Genomic DNA, 17,551 nt, shown 5'->3' on the forward strand with positions numbered 1-17,551 from the left:
CCCTGCCTCGGTCGTACGCAGGGTGTAACGCCCCCACCCCCGCCACGATTCCGCCCCCACCATGCCCCCGACCACACCCACAGACCGGACAAACCACACGACCGGACCCGATCACCCCAGCCGACCCGACGCCCGCACCGGACAGCCGCCACGAAACCGGACGCGCAGCCGGCCCTCGCAGCGCGACGCGGGCAGGGCCCGCCGGACAGAAGGGCTGGCGCCCGTCGGAGGTGTCCGACGGGCGCCAGGCCCTTTCGCGGTACCGGGCCCTGCCCGGTTGGTGCGTCCGACGTCAGCGCGCGGCGCCCATGCCGAAGCGGTGCCGCTTGCGCCACACCAGGGACAGGAGCAGGAGCACCGCGCCGGCGCCGACGAGGCCGCCGCCGAACTTCATCGGGGTGCTCAGGCTGTCGCCCGTGACGGGCAGCGGCGGCTGGTGCTTCTTGAGTACGGTCAGCGTCGCGGTCGCCACCTTGCCCGAGGTCTGACCGACGGCCCGGAAGGTGTACCTGCCCGGGGCGCGCGGCGTGTAGGTGGTGCGGAAGTTGCCGGCAGCGTCGGCGGTGACCACCAGGGTGCTGGGGCTCGGCTGGGGCGCCCGCTGCAACGAGACCGGCGCCATCGCGACCAGGTCGCCGTTGCTGCGACGCGCCCGGTCGGCACCCGGTACGGCGGCGGCGAGCGGCGACGTGGTGACGGTGATGATCACCGTCTCACCCGGCGCCCAGCCGCTACCGATCAGGGTGGCCGTCTCGCCGACCAGGACGGTCGGCGGGCTGACCGCGAGCGTCGCCGGGCCCGGCGGATAGACCGGTGGCTGTGGGCTGCCGGGCGCCGGCTGCGGCTGGGCCGCCCCCGCTGCGGTCGGCGCGGCCAGCACGGCCAGCCCGACCGTGAGCGCCATGATGATGCGGGATAGCCGCATGATTGGTTCCCTCCTACTGATCACAGCTTGGTGCGGAAACAACTTGGGTGGTCCATGGGGTGGCGGTGGGGGTCAGCCACAGTTCGGCGGTGCCGGCCCTGGTGGCCGCCGTGAGCACGGTGACCTCCAACGTGCGCGAGCCCCCGGGACGGACCTCGACGTTTGCCGTGGCCACCTGGCGGCGCCGTTCGGTGCCGCTGCCCACCGCCGTCTCGACGTCGTCGAGCCGGGCGGCGAGCACGGCCCCGCCGGCGGGGCTGTGCACCGACACCAACGTGCGCACGGTGTAGGGGTCGCCGGCCAGACCGAGGCCGAGGACCGACTCGCTGAGACCCGACTTCGGCGCCGACGAGCGCAGGGTGATCCGGAGCCGGAGTTCCCGGCGACCGTCGGGCCGGCAGCCGCCGACCGCGAGGGTCGCCGACGGCCGCAGGTAGTAGCCGAGTTTCGCGCCGCTGCCGTCGTTGAGGAACACGCCGACCGTCGGCACGGTGTCCCGCTCCGGAAGCACACCGGCCATCCGGCTGTCGCCGATCGTCCGTTGTTCCTCAGGTCGGGCACTCCAGAACAATATCCGGCGTTCAGTGACAGCACGGTCAAATGCGGACAATAAAGCCTTCGGATCTACATTTTTCGTGACCAACGCCTCGAACACCGCGGCGGCGGAGGCCGCGAAGAAGGCGTCCTGCTTCTCGTTGTCCATCTGCTGGTAGCTGTCGCTGAGCACCGTCCGCACGACGTTCTCGGCCGCCAGTGGGACGCCGCCGGGCACCATCACCGGACCGGTGGCCTTGAGCAGGTACGACAGCACCACCGGGTCGACGGCCAGCACGCCGTCCACCGTGGTCTCCGTACGCCGCCGGAACATCTCCCGGTAGAGGGCGGCGGCGGTCGGGAAGTGCGGGGTGAGGTTGACGTTGGCCGGGTAGATCCCGGGCAGGTCCGCCCAGAGGCGGCGCACCTCCGCGGGCACCTTCAGCGGCGGCTGGAACCGGCCGAGCGCGCCGCTGGTGCCCTGGCGCCCCATCCGGACCCGCCCGGCGTCCGCGTGGATCACGGCGTACGCGCCGATCATCCCGCCGGTGGCGCGCAGCTCGGCGGGATTCTGCGAGACCACGAGGTAGGTGCGGGGGCCGTCTGCGCCGAGCAGCGTCGGCAGCAGTCGGCTCGCCTGGTCCGCGGCGGCGGTCATGCCGGACAGCCGGTCGATCTCGCCCCGCAGGTCGACGAGCGCCTGCCGGACCTGGTCGACCAGGCCGTCGGTGGGCACCGTCGCGAGGCTGTCCCGGGTGCCCTGCACCGTGGCGTTGACGGTGGCCAGCTCGGACGAGAGCATCCGCAGCCGGTTCACGTCGAGCCGCCCGCCCGTGGGCACCAGGCCGGTCAGGTCCGCGCGCAGCAGCAGCGGGAACGCCCGCCGGGCCAGGTCGTCGATCGCGACCGAGATCTGCCGTACGGCCGCCAGGTTGTCCCCCGCGTACGGGGTGTGCCGCCCGACCCACCAGCCCGGGTCGTCGGTCGCCGCCCGGGCGCTGGCGGACTGCTCCTGGAGGGCGGCGAGGGTGCGCTGCGCCCTGGCGTCGTCGCCGCCGAGCACCTGGGCGCTGAGCTCCCGGGCCAGGCCGGCCGCGTTGAGCAGGTGGGCGCGGGCCTGCCAGCCGCGGAAGCCCACCCAGCCGCCGGTGAGCAGCAGCAGCGAGCCCACCACGAGGCTGGCCAGCAGGATGCGGCGCACCCGCCGCCGGCGGGAACGACCGCGCCGTCGACGCGGTCTCGCGCTCTCCGTCACACCACACGCCCTTCCTGGAACGGCCGGCAGATCCCGCTCCGCACCGTCCCTGAACCGCTAACGATCGTTTCGACCCGTAGATGACGGTGTCGACCGGTACGCGAGCACCGCTCGCGGCTCACCGGGCTCCGCCCCGCCCGGCCGCCGCCTCGCGCAGCAGCCGTTCGATCCGGTCCACGCCGGCCGGCATGGACATCTCCCGCAGGTACGCCTCCCGGCCGCGCCGGCCCATCTCGGCCCGGGCGGGCGGCGGGATGGTGGCGGCCAGCCAGAACCGGTCGGCCAGGCTCGCCCAGTCCTCCGGCGGGCAGGAGAGCCCCGCCCGGGCCCGCTCGACCAGGTCGGCGGTGTCGCCACCGGCCGAGGCGACCACGGGCGCGGCGCAGGAGAACGCCGCCTGGAGCTTCGCCGGTAGGGTGCTGCGCAGCTCGGGCAGGTTGCGCAGCATGACCAGCTGGTAGTCGGCGGCGGCGTACAGGTCCGGCATGTCGAGCGGGGAACGCCGCTCCACGAAGCGCACGTTCCCGGCGCGCAGGTCGGCGGCGAGCCCCCGCACCCGCCGCTCGTCCGCGCCCGATCCCACCAGGACGAGGTCCACCGAGGAGTCCAGCGCCGCCGCCGCGCGCACCGCGGTCTCCAGGCCCTGCCGGGCGCCGATGGTCCCGGCGTGCATCACCACGCAGCGCCCGTCGCGGCGCACCAGTCCCCGGGCCGCGCGACTGGGACGGGCGGGATGGAAGATCCGCTCGTCGGTCCAGTTGAGCACCACCCGCACCCGGGCCGGGTCAGCGCCGGCGGCCACGACCCGGTCGCGCAGCGACGGCGCGGCGACCGCGATCCCGTCGGCCGCCCGGTAGGCACGCGCCATGGCCCGGGCGATCCGCCCGGCCCACCGCCCGTTCTCGGTGCCGACCGGCTCGTCCTCCGCCCAGACGTCCTGCACGTGCAGGACGGTCGGCACCCGGCCCAGCAGCCGCAGCAGGCCCGCCGCGGCGAAGGCGTTCGCCGGCGGCAGGTGGACGTAGAGAGCGTCGACGCCCGCCAGGAACGACCGGCCGGTCAGCGTCACGCTGCCGGCGAACGACAGGTGCCCGGCCATCCTGCCGCGCAGCGACCCGTCGCCCGCCGAGTAGCGCGGCACCCGCCGGACCGTCAGCCGCTCGCTGCGGGTCTCGTGCCGCCACCGCTGCCGCCAGCCCGGATAGACGTGGCCGCCGGGATAGTCGGGGAAGCCGGTCAGCACCTTCACCTCGTGCCCCCGCAGGGCGAGTTCCTCGGCGAGGCTGCCCGGGATGAACGCGGGCTCGGGCGGGAAGTGGTACGACAGGATCCCGATCCTCATCGGTCCGCCCTCGCGGGACGGCTCGGCGCGGCAGCGTGCCGTGGACGCGTCCGACCCGCGTACGATGCCGTCATCCCCTCCGCCGGCCGGCACCGACGGCCGGCAGCCGTCGCGGCGGCACCGTCCGCGATCGCACCGACGAGAGGGGTCCGCATGGTCGACCGGGTGCTGTTCGTCTGCCACGCCAATCTGTGTCGCTCGCCGATGGCGGAGTACGTCGCCCGCCGCCTGCTGGCCGGGCGCCCGGTGACGGTCGCCAGCGCCGGCACGGACGCCGTCGACGACCTGCCCATGCACCCGTACGCGGCGGAGCTGGCGGTGCAGGCCGGCGGCGACCCCACCCGGTTCCGCAGCCGCAGGCTGCGCCGGGAGCACCTGGACGGGGCCACCCTGGTGCTCGCCGCGACGCGCCGCCAGCGCTCGGTCTGCACCGCGCTGGCGCCCGGCGCGCTGCACCGCACGTTCACCCTCCGCCAGTTCGGCCGCCTGGCGGCGGCCGCCGAGCCGACGGACGAACCGCCCGGCGGCCCGCTGCGGGCCGCGGTCGAGGCGGCGGCCCGCGCCCGGGGGCGGCTGCAACCCGCCGCCCCCGACGCGGACGACCTGCTGGACCCGATCGGCGGCACCGCCGCCGACTTCCGACGCTGCGCGGAGGAGATCGAACGGTCGATGCGATCCCTCGTGACGCTCATCGGGACAGCCGGGTGAGTTCCTGCGTACGGTCGCCGACGACGCCCTCGGTCCGCTCGGCGTGCCGGGCGGCCGGGGCCGCGTCGGCCGGCACGTCCGGGGTCGCCGCCGCGGCGACCACCCGGTAGGCCTCGTACTGGTACGCCTCCGCCTTGGCCACCTTCGCCATGTTCAGCACGCAGCCCAGCAGCCGGACGGAGACCGAGTGCAGGGCGCGGGCGGCCTGGGCCACCTGGGTCCGCGAGGTGCGCCCCTGCTGGGAGACGAGGAGCGCGCCGTCGGCCTGCACGGCCACCACCACGCCGTCGGTGACGGCCAGCAGCGGGGCGGTGTCGATGATGACGATGTCGGCCGACTCCCGCAGGGCGAGCAGGAGGTCCGCCATCGCCTTGGAGCCGAGCAGTTCGCTCGGGTTGGGCGGCGCCGAGCCGCTCGGGAGCACCAGCAGGGACTTGTCGCCCCAGCGCTGCACCACGTCGCCGACCTGGACGTCGCCGACCAGCACGTCGGTGAGCCCGATGCCGGCGTCCAGTCCCAGGTACTCGTCGACCTTCGGGCGGCGCAGGTCGGCGTCGACCAGCAGCACCCGCCAGCCCGCCTCCGCCAGGGCGATGGCCAGGTTGCAGGAGAGCGTGGTCTTCCCCTCGCCCTGCAGTGCGCTGGTGACGGCGATGACCCGGGCGGGTTCGTGGACGTCGACGAAGCGCAGGTTCGTCCGCAGCTTGCGTACGGCCTCGGCGCGGGCGGAGTTCGCCGCCTCGCCGACGATCAGCGGTGCCGCCTTCGCCGTGCTCTCGAAGGGGATCTCGCCGAGCAGCGGGCTGCCGGTGGTGCGCTGGAGGGCGGCGGCGTCCCGCAGCCGGACGTCGGCCAGCCCGCGCAGGATCGCCAGCCCCACGCCGGCGAGCAGGCCCAGCAGCGTACCGATGGCGAAGTTGCGCACCGGCTGCGGCGACACGGGGGTCGGGCTGACGCGGGGCCCGCTGACCACCTCGATCCTGATCGGGCCGGCCTTGCCGTCCTGGGTCGTCTCCACCCTCTGCACCAGCTCCACGAACTTCGCCGAGAGCAGTTCGGTGACCTTCAGGGCCCGGTTCTGGTCCGTGTCGGTCACCGAGGCGCGCAGCAGCACCGTGCCGGTCTCCGTGGAGGTGCTCACGAGGCGTTGCACCTGCTCCGCGGTGAGCCCGATCGGATTCTCGGCGACGACGCTCTGGGCGAGGCGGTCGCTGGTCAGCAGTTCGGCGTAGGACTTCACGCGCTGCTGGAGGAAGAGGCCGCCCTGGTAGGCGTCCGTGACGCCCTGACTGGGTGTGGTGACGAAGAAGGTCACCGAGGCGACGTAGCGGGGCTGGGCCCGGACGGTGACCAGGGCGGTGGCGCCGAGGGCGACCATGACGGTGAGCAGCACGATCCACCAGTGCCGACGTACGAGGCGGAGTTGGCGGTACAGGTCCATCAGGCGCGCCTCCGTACCAAACCGGTAACGCCAAAGAACTTCACGAAAACTCCCAAGGTCGACTTAATCTCGTGAAACCATTAAAGGCGACTCATGCGCCTTATGTCCTGAGTTATGCAGTTTCGCCCCTTGACATCTACGGCCGGGTCACCACGGGACAAACGGGCGGAACGCGGCCCGGGTGGCGGGAGAAACGCGACCGGCCGTGCCGTCGCCCACGATCGGCGTCCGGATTCGCCGATGCGGGCGGCGCTGGATAGGGTCGTGGCGGTGTGCCGGGAAGCCTGGTCGGCGTCGACCCCTTGCTGCCCGAAACCCGAGGTGGACCCCGCGCATGACTGACCGCACCCCGCACACCGACCGTCGCCCGAGCCGGCGGCTCTTCTCCCGTACGTCCTGGCCGGAGGCCCGCTTCCTGGCCGACGTGCTGCGCACCGAAACCGTCGGCGGCGGCCTCCTGCTGCTCGGCGCGGTGATCGCGCTGATCTGGGCCAACTCGCCCTGGGAGTCCTCCTACGCGAGCCTGGGCGCCTGGGTGCCGTGGTCGGGCGGGGCGGCCCTGCACCTCGACCTGAGCCTGGCCGCCTGGGCCGCCGACGGCCTGCTGGCGATCTTCTTCTTCGTGGTCGGGCTCGAACTCAAGCGCGAGTTCGTCGCCGGCGAACTGCGCGACCCGCGCCGGGCGGCGCTGCCCGTGGTCGCGGCGGTCGGCGGCATGGCGGCGCCCGCCCTGATCTACGTCGGGGTCACGCTCGCCGGCGGCGGCGAAGGGCTGCGGGGGTGGGCCATCCCCACCGCGACCGACATCGCCTTCGCCCTGGCCGTGCTGGCCGTCATCGGCTCGTACCTGCCGCAGGGCCTGCGGGCCTTCCTGCTCACCCTCGCGGTGGTCGACGACCTGCTGGCCATCACGGTCATCGCGATCTTCTACACCGACGACTTCAGCCCGCTGCCGCTGCTCGTGTCACTGGCCCCGATCGCGCTCTTCGGCCTGCTCGTGCAGCGGCGCCGGACCTGGTGGTGGGCGCTGATCCCGCTCGCCGTCGCCGCCTGGGCCCTGATGCACGCCTCCGGGGTGCACGCCACCGTGGCGGGGGTGCTGCTGGGCTTCACCGTGCCCGTCCTGCGGGGCAAGACCGGCGCGTCGCACGGGCTCGCCGAGCACCTGGAACACCGCTGGCGCCCGATCTCGGCCGGGCTGGCCGTGCCGGTCTTCGCGTTCTTCGCGGCCGGGGTGTCCCTGCGCGGCGCCGACCTGGCCGCCGTCGTCACCGACCCGATCGTGATCGGCGTCGTGGCCGGCCTGGTGATCGGCAAGGTGATCGGGATCTTCGGCTCGACGTTCCTGCTCGCCCGGTTCACCCGCGCCCAACTCGACGAGGACATCACCTGGACGGACCTGCTCGGCGTGGCGATGCTCGCCGGGATCGGCTTCACCGTCTCCCTGCTGATCGGCGAGCTCGCCTTCGGTCCCGGCAGCCCCGCCGACGACAACGTCAAGGCGGCCGTACTGGCCGGCTCGGTGATCTCCGCGCTGCTCGCCACGGTCGTGCTGAGCCGGCGCAACGCCGCCTACCGGCGCATCGCCGAGGCGGAGCAGGTGGATGCCGACAGCGACGGCGTCCCCGACGTCTACCAGCGCGGGGACGGCTGACCCGCGCCCCGCCCGGGCAGCCGGTCTGGCTCGGGCCGCCCGTTCGGGCCGGCTGGAGCTGGGCCGGGCGGGCCGGCTGGAGTTGGGCCGGGCGGGCCGGCGGTGAGCGCGGACCAGAGCAGCCGGCGCAGCAGGACGATGGCCGCCGCCGCGGCCAGGTCCGCCCAGTCCCCGGCGTGGGCCAGCCGCAGCAGGCCCGCGGCGGTGAGCAGGTCCAGCAGCACCCGCATCGCCGACCGCCAGGAGCCCGTGCCGAGCAGCACCGCGAGCCCGGCCAGGCCGGCGAAGGCCGTGGTCGCGGTGGCCAGGGCACGGATCACCCGTCGTGCTCCGCCTCGCGGACCTGCCGCTGTTCCTGGCGGATCTCCCGGCCCAGGAAGTAGTTCAGCGCCGTCCGGATGGCGGCGATCGCCGCCAGCTGACCGATCTGGGCGAAGGTGGGGGAAACCGCCGTGCGCAGAATGTCCGCCGCGAGCTGGAACTCCAGCCCCAGGGTGAGGAACCGGCCCAGGGAGAGCCGGATCGGGGTGAACACGGCGGCGCTGCGGTGCCGCAACCCCTCGGTCACGAACCGCAGCGCCGCCCACGCCGCCCCGACGAAGATGACCGCCGCACCGGCGACCTCCACCGCGGCGACCAGTGCCTGGTAGCCCTGGTGCAGGATCCCCTCGACGCCCACCGGGAGGCGTTACCCGCCCGGCCCGGCGGTAGTCGGCGTCAGGTGAGCTGCGCGACAGCCTCCAGGATCAGCCAGAGCCCGCAGATCGCGAAGAGCACCGCGGCGCCGTACTTGATGGCCTTCTCCGGCAGCCGGCGGCCGAGCAGCCGCCCGACCAGGATGGCCAGCGCGTCCGCCGCGACCATGCCGATCGTCGAGCCGAGCCAGGTGCCGAACCAGCCGTACTGGGTGGCGAGGGTGATGGTGGCGAGCATGGTCTTGTCGCCCAGCTCGGCCAGGAAGAACGCGATCGACACCGCGACGACGGCGGACTTGCTGGTCTTCTCGGCCTTGCGCTTCTCCTCCTCGGTGAGGGTGTCCCCGCGCAGCGTCCACGCGCCGAAGCCGAGGAACGCCACGCCCGCGACGAGCGAGATCCACTCCGTGGGGAGCGCGGCACCGAGCCCGTAGCCGATCGCCACCGAGGCGAGGTGCACCACGGCGGTGGCCACGGTGATGCCGATCAGGACCGGCACCGGTTTGAAGCGGGTGGCGAAGGTCAGGGCCATCAGCTGGGACTTGTCCCCCAGCTCGGCGACGAAGATGACGCCGAAGCTGACCACCAGCGCGACGAGGAAACCTTCCATGACATCCTTCCGGATCAAGCCGGGAGGAGGTACGGGGCGCCCTCGACCCGGCTGCGACAGCCTGGGTCGAAGGTCTCGCCCGCCTCGGATGACGAGGCCGCGTGGCCGGATGCGGAACGCACCAGTGTGTCGACCACGACATTGGGGGCTACTCCCCTTCGCGCCGCCCAGCCTAGCCGATCATCGGCCGGCGGGTCGTCGCGGGTGAAGGTGGTCACGGGGCCCGGTCACCGGGCGCGGGCCAGCGTGACGCCGAAGTAGCCGTCCGGGTCGGTCCAGAACCCCCGCACGGCGAAACGGGCCGCGCCCAGCTCGGCGGCGATGCCCTCCGGGCGGAACTTCGCCGAGACCTCCGTACGCAACTCCTCCCCCTGCGCGAAGGTGACCTCCAGGTCGAGCACCCGGGCCCGCATCGGCCGCAGGGCCCGTAGCCGCATCTCGATCCACTCGTGCTCCGGGTCCCAGAGCGCCACGTGGGCGAAACCCTCGGGGTCGAGGTCGGCGCCCAGCTCCCGGTTGATCACCCGGAGCACGTTGCGGTTGAACTCGGCGGTGACCCCGGCCGCGTCGTCGTACGCCGGCACGACCACCGCCGGGTCCTTGACCAGGTCGGTGCCGATCAGCAGCCAGTCCCCCGGCTCCAGCGCGGCCCGCGTCGCGGCGAGGAACCGCGCCCGCTCGGCCGGCAGGAGGTTGCCGACGGTGCCGCCGAGGAAGAGCACCAGCCGGCGCCCGCCGGCCGGCAGGCGGTCGAGGTGACGGGTGAAGTCGCCCACGATGCCGCGCACCCGCAGGCCGGGGTAGTCGGCGGCGATCGCGGCCGTGGAGTGCCGCAGCGCGCTGACCGACACGTCCAGCGGCACGAACGTGCCGAGCCCGCCCCGGCGGGTGAACGCGTCCAGCAGCAGCCGGGTCTTCTCCGACGAACCCGAGCCGAGTTCGATCAGCGTCTTCGCGCCGGTCAGCTCGGCGATCTGCGCGGCCCGCCCGGCCAGCACCGCGCGCTCGGCCCGGGTCGGGTAGTACTCCGGCAGGCGGGTGATCTCCTCGAACAGCTCGCTGCCCCGCGCGTCGTAGAACCACTTGGGGGGTAGCCACTTCGGCTCGGCCGTCAGCCCGGTGCGGACGTCCTCCCGGAGGCTGCGGCCCAGGTCCTCCTCCTCCAGGTGGATCTCCAGCGGTTCCGCGCTCATGTCATCCCCTTCGTCGTCGGATGGAACGTGCCCGTCGGCCGGCGGTCACGCCTCGGCCAGGGCGCGCACCCGCAGCCTCGTCGCGGTGGCCTCCACCAGCCGCCCGTCCGGCACCGCCCGCCAGCCGGGCTCGTCGTCGTGCGGCTCGGACGCCAGCAGCACCGAGGCGGGCGTCGCGCGGATCGACAGCGCGTGCCCCGCCACGCTGGCCACCACGCTTCGCCCGTCGGTGAGCAGTAGGTTCAGCCGGGAGCCGGGGGCGGCCTCGGCCACCGCCGTGACGGTCTCGGCGACCGCGCGCGCCGGTGGCGCCCCGGCCCGCAGCCGGTGCCGGACGAGTGCCCACAGCAGCGCCGAGTCGGTCGACGCGTCGAGGGTGAGCAGGTCGCGTACCGGCAGGGCGCGGGCCAACGGGACCATCGAGTCCGGCCAGCCGCGCACCACCCCGTTGTGGCTGAACAGCCACCGCCCCTCGGCGAACGGGGCGGCGGCCCCGTCGAGCACCGCCATGCCCACCGTGGCGGAGCGGACGGCGGCCAGCACCGCGCCGGCCGCGGTGACCGCCGCGAGCTGGGCGATGGTCGGATCGCTCCAGATCGGCTGGGAGCGGCGGTAGCGCACGGGGTCGCCCGCGCCCGGGTACCAGCCGACGCCGAAGCCGTCGGCGTTGATCGTCCCGCCGCCGCGCATGTCGCGGGGCGCCCAGGACTGCCGGGCCAGGGAGTACGGCGGGTCGAACAGCAGCTCCCGCAGCACGACCGGCGGCCCCAGGTAGGCCAGGTGGCGGCACATCAGCCGGCACCGGCCGACCCGCCGGGGCGGCCCGGGTGCTCCCGCGGATCGGGGCCGGCCGCGGCACCGACGCGGTCGGCCGGACGCCCCGGCGGGGTGCGGCCGGTGGCCCCGCCCGACGGGCCCGCCCTCACGGGCGCCACTCCTGCGCCGTGGCGTCCCGGGCGCAGCGGAACCCGCTGAAGATCTGCCGCCGGATCGGGAAGTCCCAGTTGCGGAAGGTGCCCCGGCAGGCGACCCGGTCGGTGCCGAACGAGCCGCCCCGCAGCACCCGGTGCTCGTCGCCGAAGAAGACCTCCGAGTATTCCCGGTAGGGGAACGCGGTGAAGCCGGGGTGCCCCCGGAACGTGCTGGAGGTCCACTCCCACACGTCGCCGACGAGCTGGTGCACGCCCAGTGGCGAGGCTCCCGCCGGATAGGCGCCCACGGGGGCGGGCCAGAGGTGCCGCTGGCCCAGGTTGGCGTGCTCGGCGGTGGGGTCGTCGTCGCCCCACGGGTAGCGGCGGGAGCGGGCGGTGGCCGGATCCCAGCGGGCCGCCTTCTCCCACTCCGCCTCGGTCGGCAGCCGCTTGCCGGCCCAGGCGGCGTACGCCTGCGCCTCGTGGTAGCAGACGTGCACCACCGGCTCGTCGTCGCGGACCGGCGCCCACCGCCCGAACCGCCGGTAGGACCAGCCGTCGCCGTCGCGCCGCCAGTGCATCGGCGCGCCGAGCTCCGCCTCCCGCCGGTGCCGCCAGCCCTGCGGGCTCCACCAGCGCGGGTCGTCGTATCCGCCGTCGGCGATGAACTCGCGGTAGCGCCCGTTCGTCACCGGCGCGGCGTCGATGACGTACGCCGGCAGCCACACCGGGTGGGCGGGGCGCTCGTTGTCGAGCGCCCACGGGTCGGTGTCGGTGCCCATCGTGAACTCGCCGGCCGGCACCAGCACCTCGGCGCCGACCCGGGCCCGCGGCTCGGGCGGCGGCGGGGCGTGCAGCACCGCCGGGCCGGCGCGGAGCTGGTGGGTGGCGAGCATCGTCTCGTCGTGCTGCTGCTCGTGCTGCAGGATCATGCCGAAGGCGAAGCCGTCGGCGACCAGCGGCCGTTCCGTGAACGCGACCCGGTCCAGCAGGTCGAGCACCTTGTCCCGGACGGTGCGCAGATAGGCGCGGGCCTCGGCCGGGGGCAGCAGCGGCAGCGCCGGGCGGTCCCGGCGGGGCTGCTTGAACGCGTCGTAGAGGTCGTCGATGTCGCGCCGGACGGGCTCGCGCCCGCCCACGTCCCGGACCAGCCAGAGTTCCTCCTGGTTACCCACGTGGGCGAGGTCCCAGACCAGCGGCGACATCAGCGGCGAGTGCTGCCGCACCAGGTCGGCCTCGTCGACCGCCTCGGTCAGCAGGGCGGTGCGGGCACGGGTGCGGGCCAGCTCCGCCGCGATCCGGTCGCGCAACTGCTCCGCGCCCGTCGGCTGGGTGGTCGCTCCGGTCACCGGTGGCTCCTTCCCGCGGCGTCCCGCCGCCGCCGTACGGCTCGGTCGATGTCGTCGTGCAGGGCCGTCGGCAGGTCGAGCCGGGGCAGGCCCGCCAGTGCCAGATCGAACAGGTCCGCCGCGGCGACGGCCAGTGCCCCGTCGCGCAGGCCCTCGCGGGCGGCGCTGTGCCAGCGGTGCGCCACCGGGCCGGCGACGGTACGGGCCGAGGCCACCGTGGCGGGGTCGGCGAGCAGGGCGGCGAGCACCGCGAGCGGGACCGTCCAGCCGCGGCCGGGCTGCGTGTCGAGGTAGCGCAGCTCCAGGTATCCCCGGGGTCGCACCGGCGGGAAGAGGGTGCTCACGTGGTAGTCGAGGTCGTCGGTGGTGGGCGGCCGGGGCAGCGCCCCGTCGAGCCAGTCGGCGAAGGTGACCCCCGGCGGCGGCGTCCAGTCGGCGCCGTCGGCGCGCAGGCAGAGCAGCGGCGCGGTGAGGACGTAGCCGGTCCAGGCGCTGACCGGGTCGACGGCGGCCGTCTGCGGCGTCCACACCGGGCGGGTGCGGGCCGGGTCGATGGCGTACCAGGCGGCCATCCGCGCGGACGCCCAGCCGGTGCGCCGCCCGGCGTGCCGGCGGGCCGTGGCGAAGGCGGCCAGCAGCGGCGGGCCGACCTCGTGCACCGCCGCCCAGCGGGCCGTCAGCTGCTCCGGCTCACCGGCGTCCACGCAGACCTGGAGCCCGGCCGTGCTGTACATCATCGTCCGGCCGGCGGGGCCGCGTCGGTCGAAGACGTGACGCATGGCCCGGTAGCGGGGGGTCTCGACGACCGGGCGGGGTGCCCGGTGCGGGTCGATGCCGCTCTGCCCGAGGACCAGCCCGGCGGCGTGGAGCAGGCTCCTCAGCGCGGCGATATCGCCGTCGGTGGCCCCGATGAGGGTGCCGATCGAGGGGCTCGGCGCGGTGGAGATCTCCAGCTGCCCGCCGGGCTCCACCGTCACGGTGCCACCGTGTGGGAGCGGCGCGGCGGGGCTCGCGCGATCGAGTGTGCGGGGGCTGTGCCGCCCCAGGGCCGCCCGCAGCCGCTCGCCGTCGACCGGGCGGGCGGGGTCGGCGGCGTCGTGCAAGGTCCATTCGATTTCGACGCCGGTGCGCGTCGGCGGGCCGGTCTTGAAACAGATGCGCGCGAGGTGCCCCTCGGCGGCGGCGGACTCCCGAAGGACGGTGGTCCGGTCGAGCTCCGGCGACGTCACCACAGGACGGGCTCCCTTCCCCGGCCGACTTCCGATCGGTGTCACCGTAACGCCACCCACCGTCATCAGCGAGCGCGTCGGCGGTCCCGCCCCCTTCCGTACGACAGGGGAGTTCGGCGCGCGCGGCCGGAACGTGCTGCGGAAACGGCGGCTGCGCGTACCGGGGCGGACCGGGGGAACCGGTCGGCGGCGCGGCGGCCGCGACGGGTCAGTCGGCGGTGGCCGGGGGCGGCGACGTCGGCCCCTTCTTCGGCGGCTTGCTCGGCGACTGCTTCGCCGCCGCCCCGGGCAGCAACTCCCCGCAGAAGTCCTCGACCCGGTCCCGGCCGCCCGCCGCGCTGACCAGGCGGGCGAAGGCGGGGGTGTCCAGCGCCTTCTCCCGTTGCGCCGGCTTCTTGGCCAGGTACGCCTGGCACAGGCCGCGCAGCTGTTCGGCGTGCTGCTCCGGCGGCTCCGGCTCGCCGGCCGCGGTGGCGCGCGGGTCGGGCGTGCCCGACGGGGTGGGGGACGCGGAGGGGCGGGGCGGGGTGCCGGTGGGGTCGGTGCCGGCGGTGGCTCCGGTCGGGGCGTCCCCCTCCGGGCCCGTGCTGGCCGGCGCCGGGCTGGTGGGGCGGGGCGGCGGGGCCGGATCGTCGGCACGGTCGAGGGTGGCGGCCGCGACGGCGGCGCCCGCGGTGACGGTGACCACGATCCCGGTGGCCCAGGCCATGGCGCCGGCGGTGAACCGGCGTCGGCGTGGCGACGGGGCCGCGGCGGTGGCGGGGCCGGCCGCGCGGGCCGCCCGGAATGCGGCCGCGGCGGCCTCCTCCCCCGCCAGTTCGCCGGGGCGGGCGGGGGCGGCGGCGGCGGAGAGCAGCCGGGCGAGGGGCTCCGCGTCCGCGCCGGACGACGGGGCGGACGAAGCTGTGCGGGCCGCGTCGAGCAGCCGGTCGGACTCGGCGCGGTCGCCGGGCCGCCCGGTCCGGCGGAAGAACATCCTGGGTCCCCTCACGTCAGCCGTCCGCCGGCTCGGCGTGCGGCGCCTGCTGCCGGCCGGCGCGCGGGCGGGGCGGGGCGGCGGCCTCGGGGGCGGGCGTCGACCCGGTCGGGTCGTGGCGTTGCATCAGGGCGGCGAGCCGGCGCAGCCCCCGGTGGGCGGCGGTACGCACGGCGCCGGGCCGGCGGCCGAGCACCCGTCCGGCGGTCTCGGCGTCCAGCCCGACGACGGCGCGCAGCAGGACGGCCTCGGCCTCGCGGGGCGGCAGCGTGGAGATCAGCGCGAGCGCCGCCTCGGTGCCGATGGTCTCGCCGGCCCGCTCGGCCGTGTCGGCGTCGCCGGCCAGCTCGGCGAGGGCCTGCACCGGCACGGGCAGTGACGGGCGGCGGCGCTGCCGGCGCAGGTGGTCCATGGCGCGGTTGCGCGCGATGGTGACCGTCCAGGCCCGGAACTCCCCGCCGGTGAAGCTGGGCAGGTCGCGGGAGACCTGTAGCCACGTCTCCGAGGCGACGTCCTCGGCGTCCGCGCCGACCAGCGCGGTCAGGTAGCGCAGCAGGCCGGGCTGGAGGCTGCGGTAGAGGAAACGGAACGCCTCCTCGTCGCCGGCCTGCGCCGCCGTGACGGCGTCGTTCAGCTCACCCGCCACGGGGCCGCCGGTCCCATGGGGTGGACAACCGACCGCCGTGCGCGCCGGCGTGGGAGTGTGCCGGCCGTGCACGGTCCGCCAGCCGGACCCGATCCCGCACCCTCAGCCCCCCGCTGACCTGGTCACGCCCGGGGCCGCGCCGGCCCGGACGGTACGTCTCGACTCGCGCCGTGGCACGACCGGCGGCGCGGGTGCCGTGGCGCCGCCGCTCGGCGGCCCGGAGTCGGGGTAAGGCTAGGAGTGTCGGGCCGATCGGACAAGTCGGCCCGGTGGGCAAAAGAGTGAGAATTATCTAGCCGATCAGGCGGCCGGTCGGTGTAACGCCAGGGACCGTCGACGCGCTACGCCCGCGAGTGCCGCCGGCCGACGGCGTATTCGCCCAGCGCACGGCGGCCTTGGGCGATTGTCGTCACGGGCAGTCCGCGGGCGCTCACAGCGTAGCCGAGCGGGGCCCGGTCCCGCCGCCCCCGCCGGGCCACCGGCGTGGCTCGGGCCGCCGGCTCGCGGCGCGCCGATCCCCGCCGCTCTGGGTACGGTAATGCTGTGTTGTCATCGGAGGTCGTACTCAGCGGTCGCTACCGCCTGGACGAGCGCGTCGCCACGGGCGGCATGGGCGACGTCTGGCGGGGCAAGGACCTCGTCCTCGGCCGTCAGGTCGCGGTGAAGGTCCTGCTGCCGGCGCTCGTCTCCGACCCCGACTTCATCGCCCGCTTCCGCGCCGAGGCCCGGATCATGGCCGCCCTGCGGCACCCCGGCATCGTCCAGGTCTTCGACTGCGGCGAGGACGACCTGCCCGACGGCGGCCGGGCCGACTACCTGGTCATGGAGTTCGTGACCGGCCAGCCGCTCTCCAAGCGGATCGAGACCGCCGGCCGCCTCGACGTGGCCGAGACGATGGCGATCGTGGCACAGGTCGCGCAGGCGCTGCACGCCGCGCACCTCGGCGGGATCGTGCACCGCGACGTCAAGCCGAGCAACCTGCTGGTGCAGGAGGACGGCAGCGTCGTGCTGGTCGACTTCGGGGTCGCCCGCTCGACGAACGTCACGAGCATCACCAGCACGAACGCGGTGCCCGGCACGGCGCTCTACATGGCCCCGGAGCAGGCCTCCGGCCGGCCGGTGTCCGGGGCGACCGACATCTACGCCCTCGGCGCGGTCGCCTACTGCTGTCTCAGCGGCAGCCCGCCGTTCACCGGGGACAACCCGCTCCAGGTGGCCGTCCGCCACCTCGACGACGAGCCGCCGGAGCTGTCCCACGACATCCCGGAGGCCGTGCGCGCGCTGGTCTCCCGAGCGCTGGCCAAGGATCCGGCCGACCGGTTCAGCAGCGGGGCGGCGATGGCCGAGGCCGCCCGCGCCGCCGTGTCCGACCCGTCCGCGCCGACCGCCATGGTGCCCGCCGCGGGCGCCGTGGCCTCGGGCGGTGTCGAGCGGGGCACCCGCACCGACCAGCGGGCCGTCGTTTCCGGCGCCCGGCGGGGACGACGCGGCACCCTGGCCGGCGCGGCCGCCGCGGTGCTGGTGGCGCTGGTCGGGCTCGGCGTCGCGCTCGGCGCGGACGGCGAGGCCGACGCGCCGGCGGTCAAGGTCCCGTCGCCCACCGCCCCGGCCGCCGTGCCGAGCGGAGGCGCGGAGGCGCCCCCGCAGGACGACGCCCCCGTCGACCCGGGTCGGCCGTTCCGGCCCGCCGGCTCCACCTCCAGCCCGTCGCCGTCGGCCACCGGGTCGCCGGCGTCACCGCAGCCGAGCCGCTCGACGGGCCCGGGGCGGCCGCGTCCGAGCGTCAGCCCGGACCCGCCCGTCACCGCGCCCCCCACGGGCGGGCCGGCGCCCACCACCTCGGCGCCGGAGCCGACCGGCACGGAGACCACCACCCCGGCCGAGCCGGAGAACCCGCCGGCCGTCTGACCGGCCCGCCGCCCCGCGCGGCGGGGCGGCTCCGGCGCGAGGGTGGCCCCGGCCGCACGCACCGCCGGGCCGGGGCCACCCCACCGGCACCGATAATCCCAAACCGGACGTACGGGCACAGAGATCGCTCTAGGCTCCCAGGCAGGTAGTTCCGCCGTCTGCCTCGGGAGCCCGG

General features: G+C 75.4%; 16 protein-coding genes. 3 read left to right on the forward strand and 13 right to left on the reverse strand.

The features are described 5' to 3' along the window. Nucleotides 1–292: 292 nt before the first annotated feature. The 3 genes from V6V16_RS20805 to V6V16_RS20815 form a co-directional block, all read right to left on the reverse strand. On the reverse strand, nt 293–925 hold the full coding sequence (locus V6V16_RS20805; protein ID WP_334564496.1) for a hypothetical protein: 633 nt from the start codon (nt 923–925) through the stop codon (nt 293–295). A 13-nt stretch (nt 926–938) separates the two neighbouring features. After that, entirely contained in the window at nt 939–2,660 is a 1,722-nt protein-coding gene (locus V6V16_RS20810) for a DUF4012 domain-containing protein (RefSeq protein WP_334564498.1), read from the reverse strand. A 172-nt stretch (nt 2,661–2,832) separates the two neighbouring features. After that, the gene (locus V6V16_RS20815) at nt 2,833–4,056 is read right to left on the reverse strand and encodes a glycosyltransferase family 4 protein (RefSeq protein WP_334564499.1); all 1,224 of its coding nucleotides are present in this window, start codon (nt 4,054–4,056) and stop codon (nt 2,833–2,835) included. Between the two features lie 153 nt (nt 4,057–4,209). Between V6V16_RS20815 and V6V16_RS20820 the strand changes: the two genes are divergently transcribed. Then, nucleotides 4,210–4,764 (forward strand): arsenate reductase/protein-tyrosine-phosphatase family protein, encoded by a 555-nt coding sequence (locus tag V6V16_RS20820; RefSeq protein ID WP_334564502.1) that lies wholly within the window; start codon nt 4,210–4,212, stop codon nt 4,762–4,764. On the opposite strand, the gene V6V16_RS20825 is transcribed toward V6V16_RS20820, so the two are convergent. Continuing rightward, entirely contained in the window at nt 4,745–6,205 is a 1,461-nt protein-coding gene (locus V6V16_RS20825; RefSeq protein WP_334564504.1) for a polysaccharide biosynthesis tyrosine autokinase, read from the reverse strand. The two genes, V6V16_RS20820 and V6V16_RS20825, sit on opposite strands and share 20 nt — an antisense overlap. Before the next feature lie 334 nt (nt 6,206–6,539). On the opposite strand from V6V16_RS20825, the gene nhaA reads away from it, so the two are divergent. Continuing rightward, nucleotides 6,540–7,859 (forward strand): Na+/H+ antiporter NhaA, encoded by a 1,320-nt coding sequence (gene nhaA, locus V6V16_RS20830; protein ID WP_334564506.1) that lies wholly within the window; start codon nt 6,540–6,542, stop codon nt 7,857–7,859. Here nhaA and V6V16_RS20835 read toward each other — a convergent pair. The 9 genes from V6V16_RS20835 to V6V16_RS20875 all read right to left on the reverse strand — a co-directional run bounded on the left by V6V16_RS20835 (nt 7,838) and on the right by V6V16_RS20875 (nt 15,468). Further along, nucleotides 7,838–8,179, reverse strand: a complete 342-nt coding sequence (locus V6V16_RS20835; RefSeq protein ID WP_334564508.1) for a hypothetical protein — start codon at nt 8,177–8,179, stop codon at nt 7,838–7,840. The genes nhaA and V6V16_RS20835 overlap by 22 nt on opposite strands. Next, nucleotides 8,176–8,538 carry a DUF1622 domain-containing protein gene (locus tag V6V16_RS20840; protein WP_334564510.1) on the reverse strand — a complete coding sequence of 121 codons (363 nt, stop codon included), beginning with the start codon at nt 8,536–8,538 and terminating at the stop codon, nt 8,176–8,178. Before V6V16_RS20840 ends, V6V16_RS20835 begins: the two co-directional genes overlap by 4 nt. 38 nt (nt 8,539–8,576) lie before the next feature. Continuing rightward, nucleotides 8,577–9,164, reverse strand: a complete 588-nt coding sequence (locus V6V16_RS20845) for a TMEM165/GDT1 family protein (RefSeq protein WP_334564512.1) — start codon at nt 9,162–9,164, stop codon at nt 8,577–8,579. A 227-nt stretch (nt 9,165–9,391) separates the two neighbouring features. Continuing rightward, complete coding sequence (gene egtD / locus V6V16_RS20850) at nt 9,392–10,357, reverse strand: L-histidine N(alpha)-methyltransferase (RefSeq protein ID WP_334564513.1); 966 nt, start codon at nt 10,355–10,357, stop codon at nt 9,392–9,394. A gap of 45 nt (nt 10,358–10,402) precedes the next feature. Continuing rightward, nucleotides 10,403–11,149 carry an ergothioneine biosynthesis protein EgtC gene (egtC, locus tag V6V16_RS20855; RefSeq protein ID WP_334564514.1) on the reverse strand — a complete coding sequence of 249 codons (747 nt, stop codon included), beginning with the start codon at nt 11,147–11,149 and terminating at the stop codon, nt 10,403–10,405. Nucleotides 11,150–11,279: 130 nt separating this feature from the next. Further along, entirely contained in the window at nt 11,280–12,617 is a 1,338-nt protein-coding gene (egtB, locus tag V6V16_RS20860; RefSeq protein ID WP_334564516.1) for an ergothioneine biosynthesis protein EgtB, read from the reverse strand. Continuing rightward, nucleotides 12,614–13,849 carry an ergothioneine biosynthesis glutamate--cysteine ligase EgtA gene (egtA, locus tag V6V16_RS20865; protein WP_334564517.1) on the reverse strand — a complete coding sequence of 412 codons (1,236 nt, stop codon included), beginning with the start codon at nt 13,847–13,849 and terminating at the stop codon, nt 12,614–12,616. Before egtA ends, egtB begins: the two co-directional genes overlap by 4 nt. 205 nt (nt 13,850–14,054) lie before the next feature. Then, entirely contained in the window at nt 14,055–14,822 is a 768-nt protein-coding gene (locus tag V6V16_RS20870) for a hypothetical protein (protein ID WP_334564519.1), read from the reverse strand. A 16-nt stretch (nt 14,823–14,838) separates the two neighbouring features. Further along, complete coding sequence (locus V6V16_RS20875) at nt 14,839–15,468, reverse strand: RNA polymerase sigma factor (protein WP_334564521.1); 630 nt, start codon at nt 15,466–15,468, stop codon at nt 14,839–14,841. A 543-nt stretch (nt 15,469–16,011) separates the two neighbouring features. Between V6V16_RS20875 and V6V16_RS20880 the strand changes: the two genes are divergently transcribed. Then, complete coding sequence (locus tag V6V16_RS20880) at nt 16,012–17,376, forward strand: serine/threonine-protein kinase (protein ID WP_334564524.1); 1,365 nt, start codon at nt 16,012–16,014, stop codon at nt 17,374–17,376. The last annotated feature ends 175 nt before the right edge of the window (nt 17,377–17,551 follow it).

Origin of the sequence: Micromonospora sp. CPCC 205561, from assembly GCF_036906775.1 — a bacterium.
In the GTDB taxonomy this organism is placed as follows: domain Bacteria; phylum Actinomycetota; class Actinomycetes; order Mycobacteriales; family Micromonosporaceae; genus Micromonospora.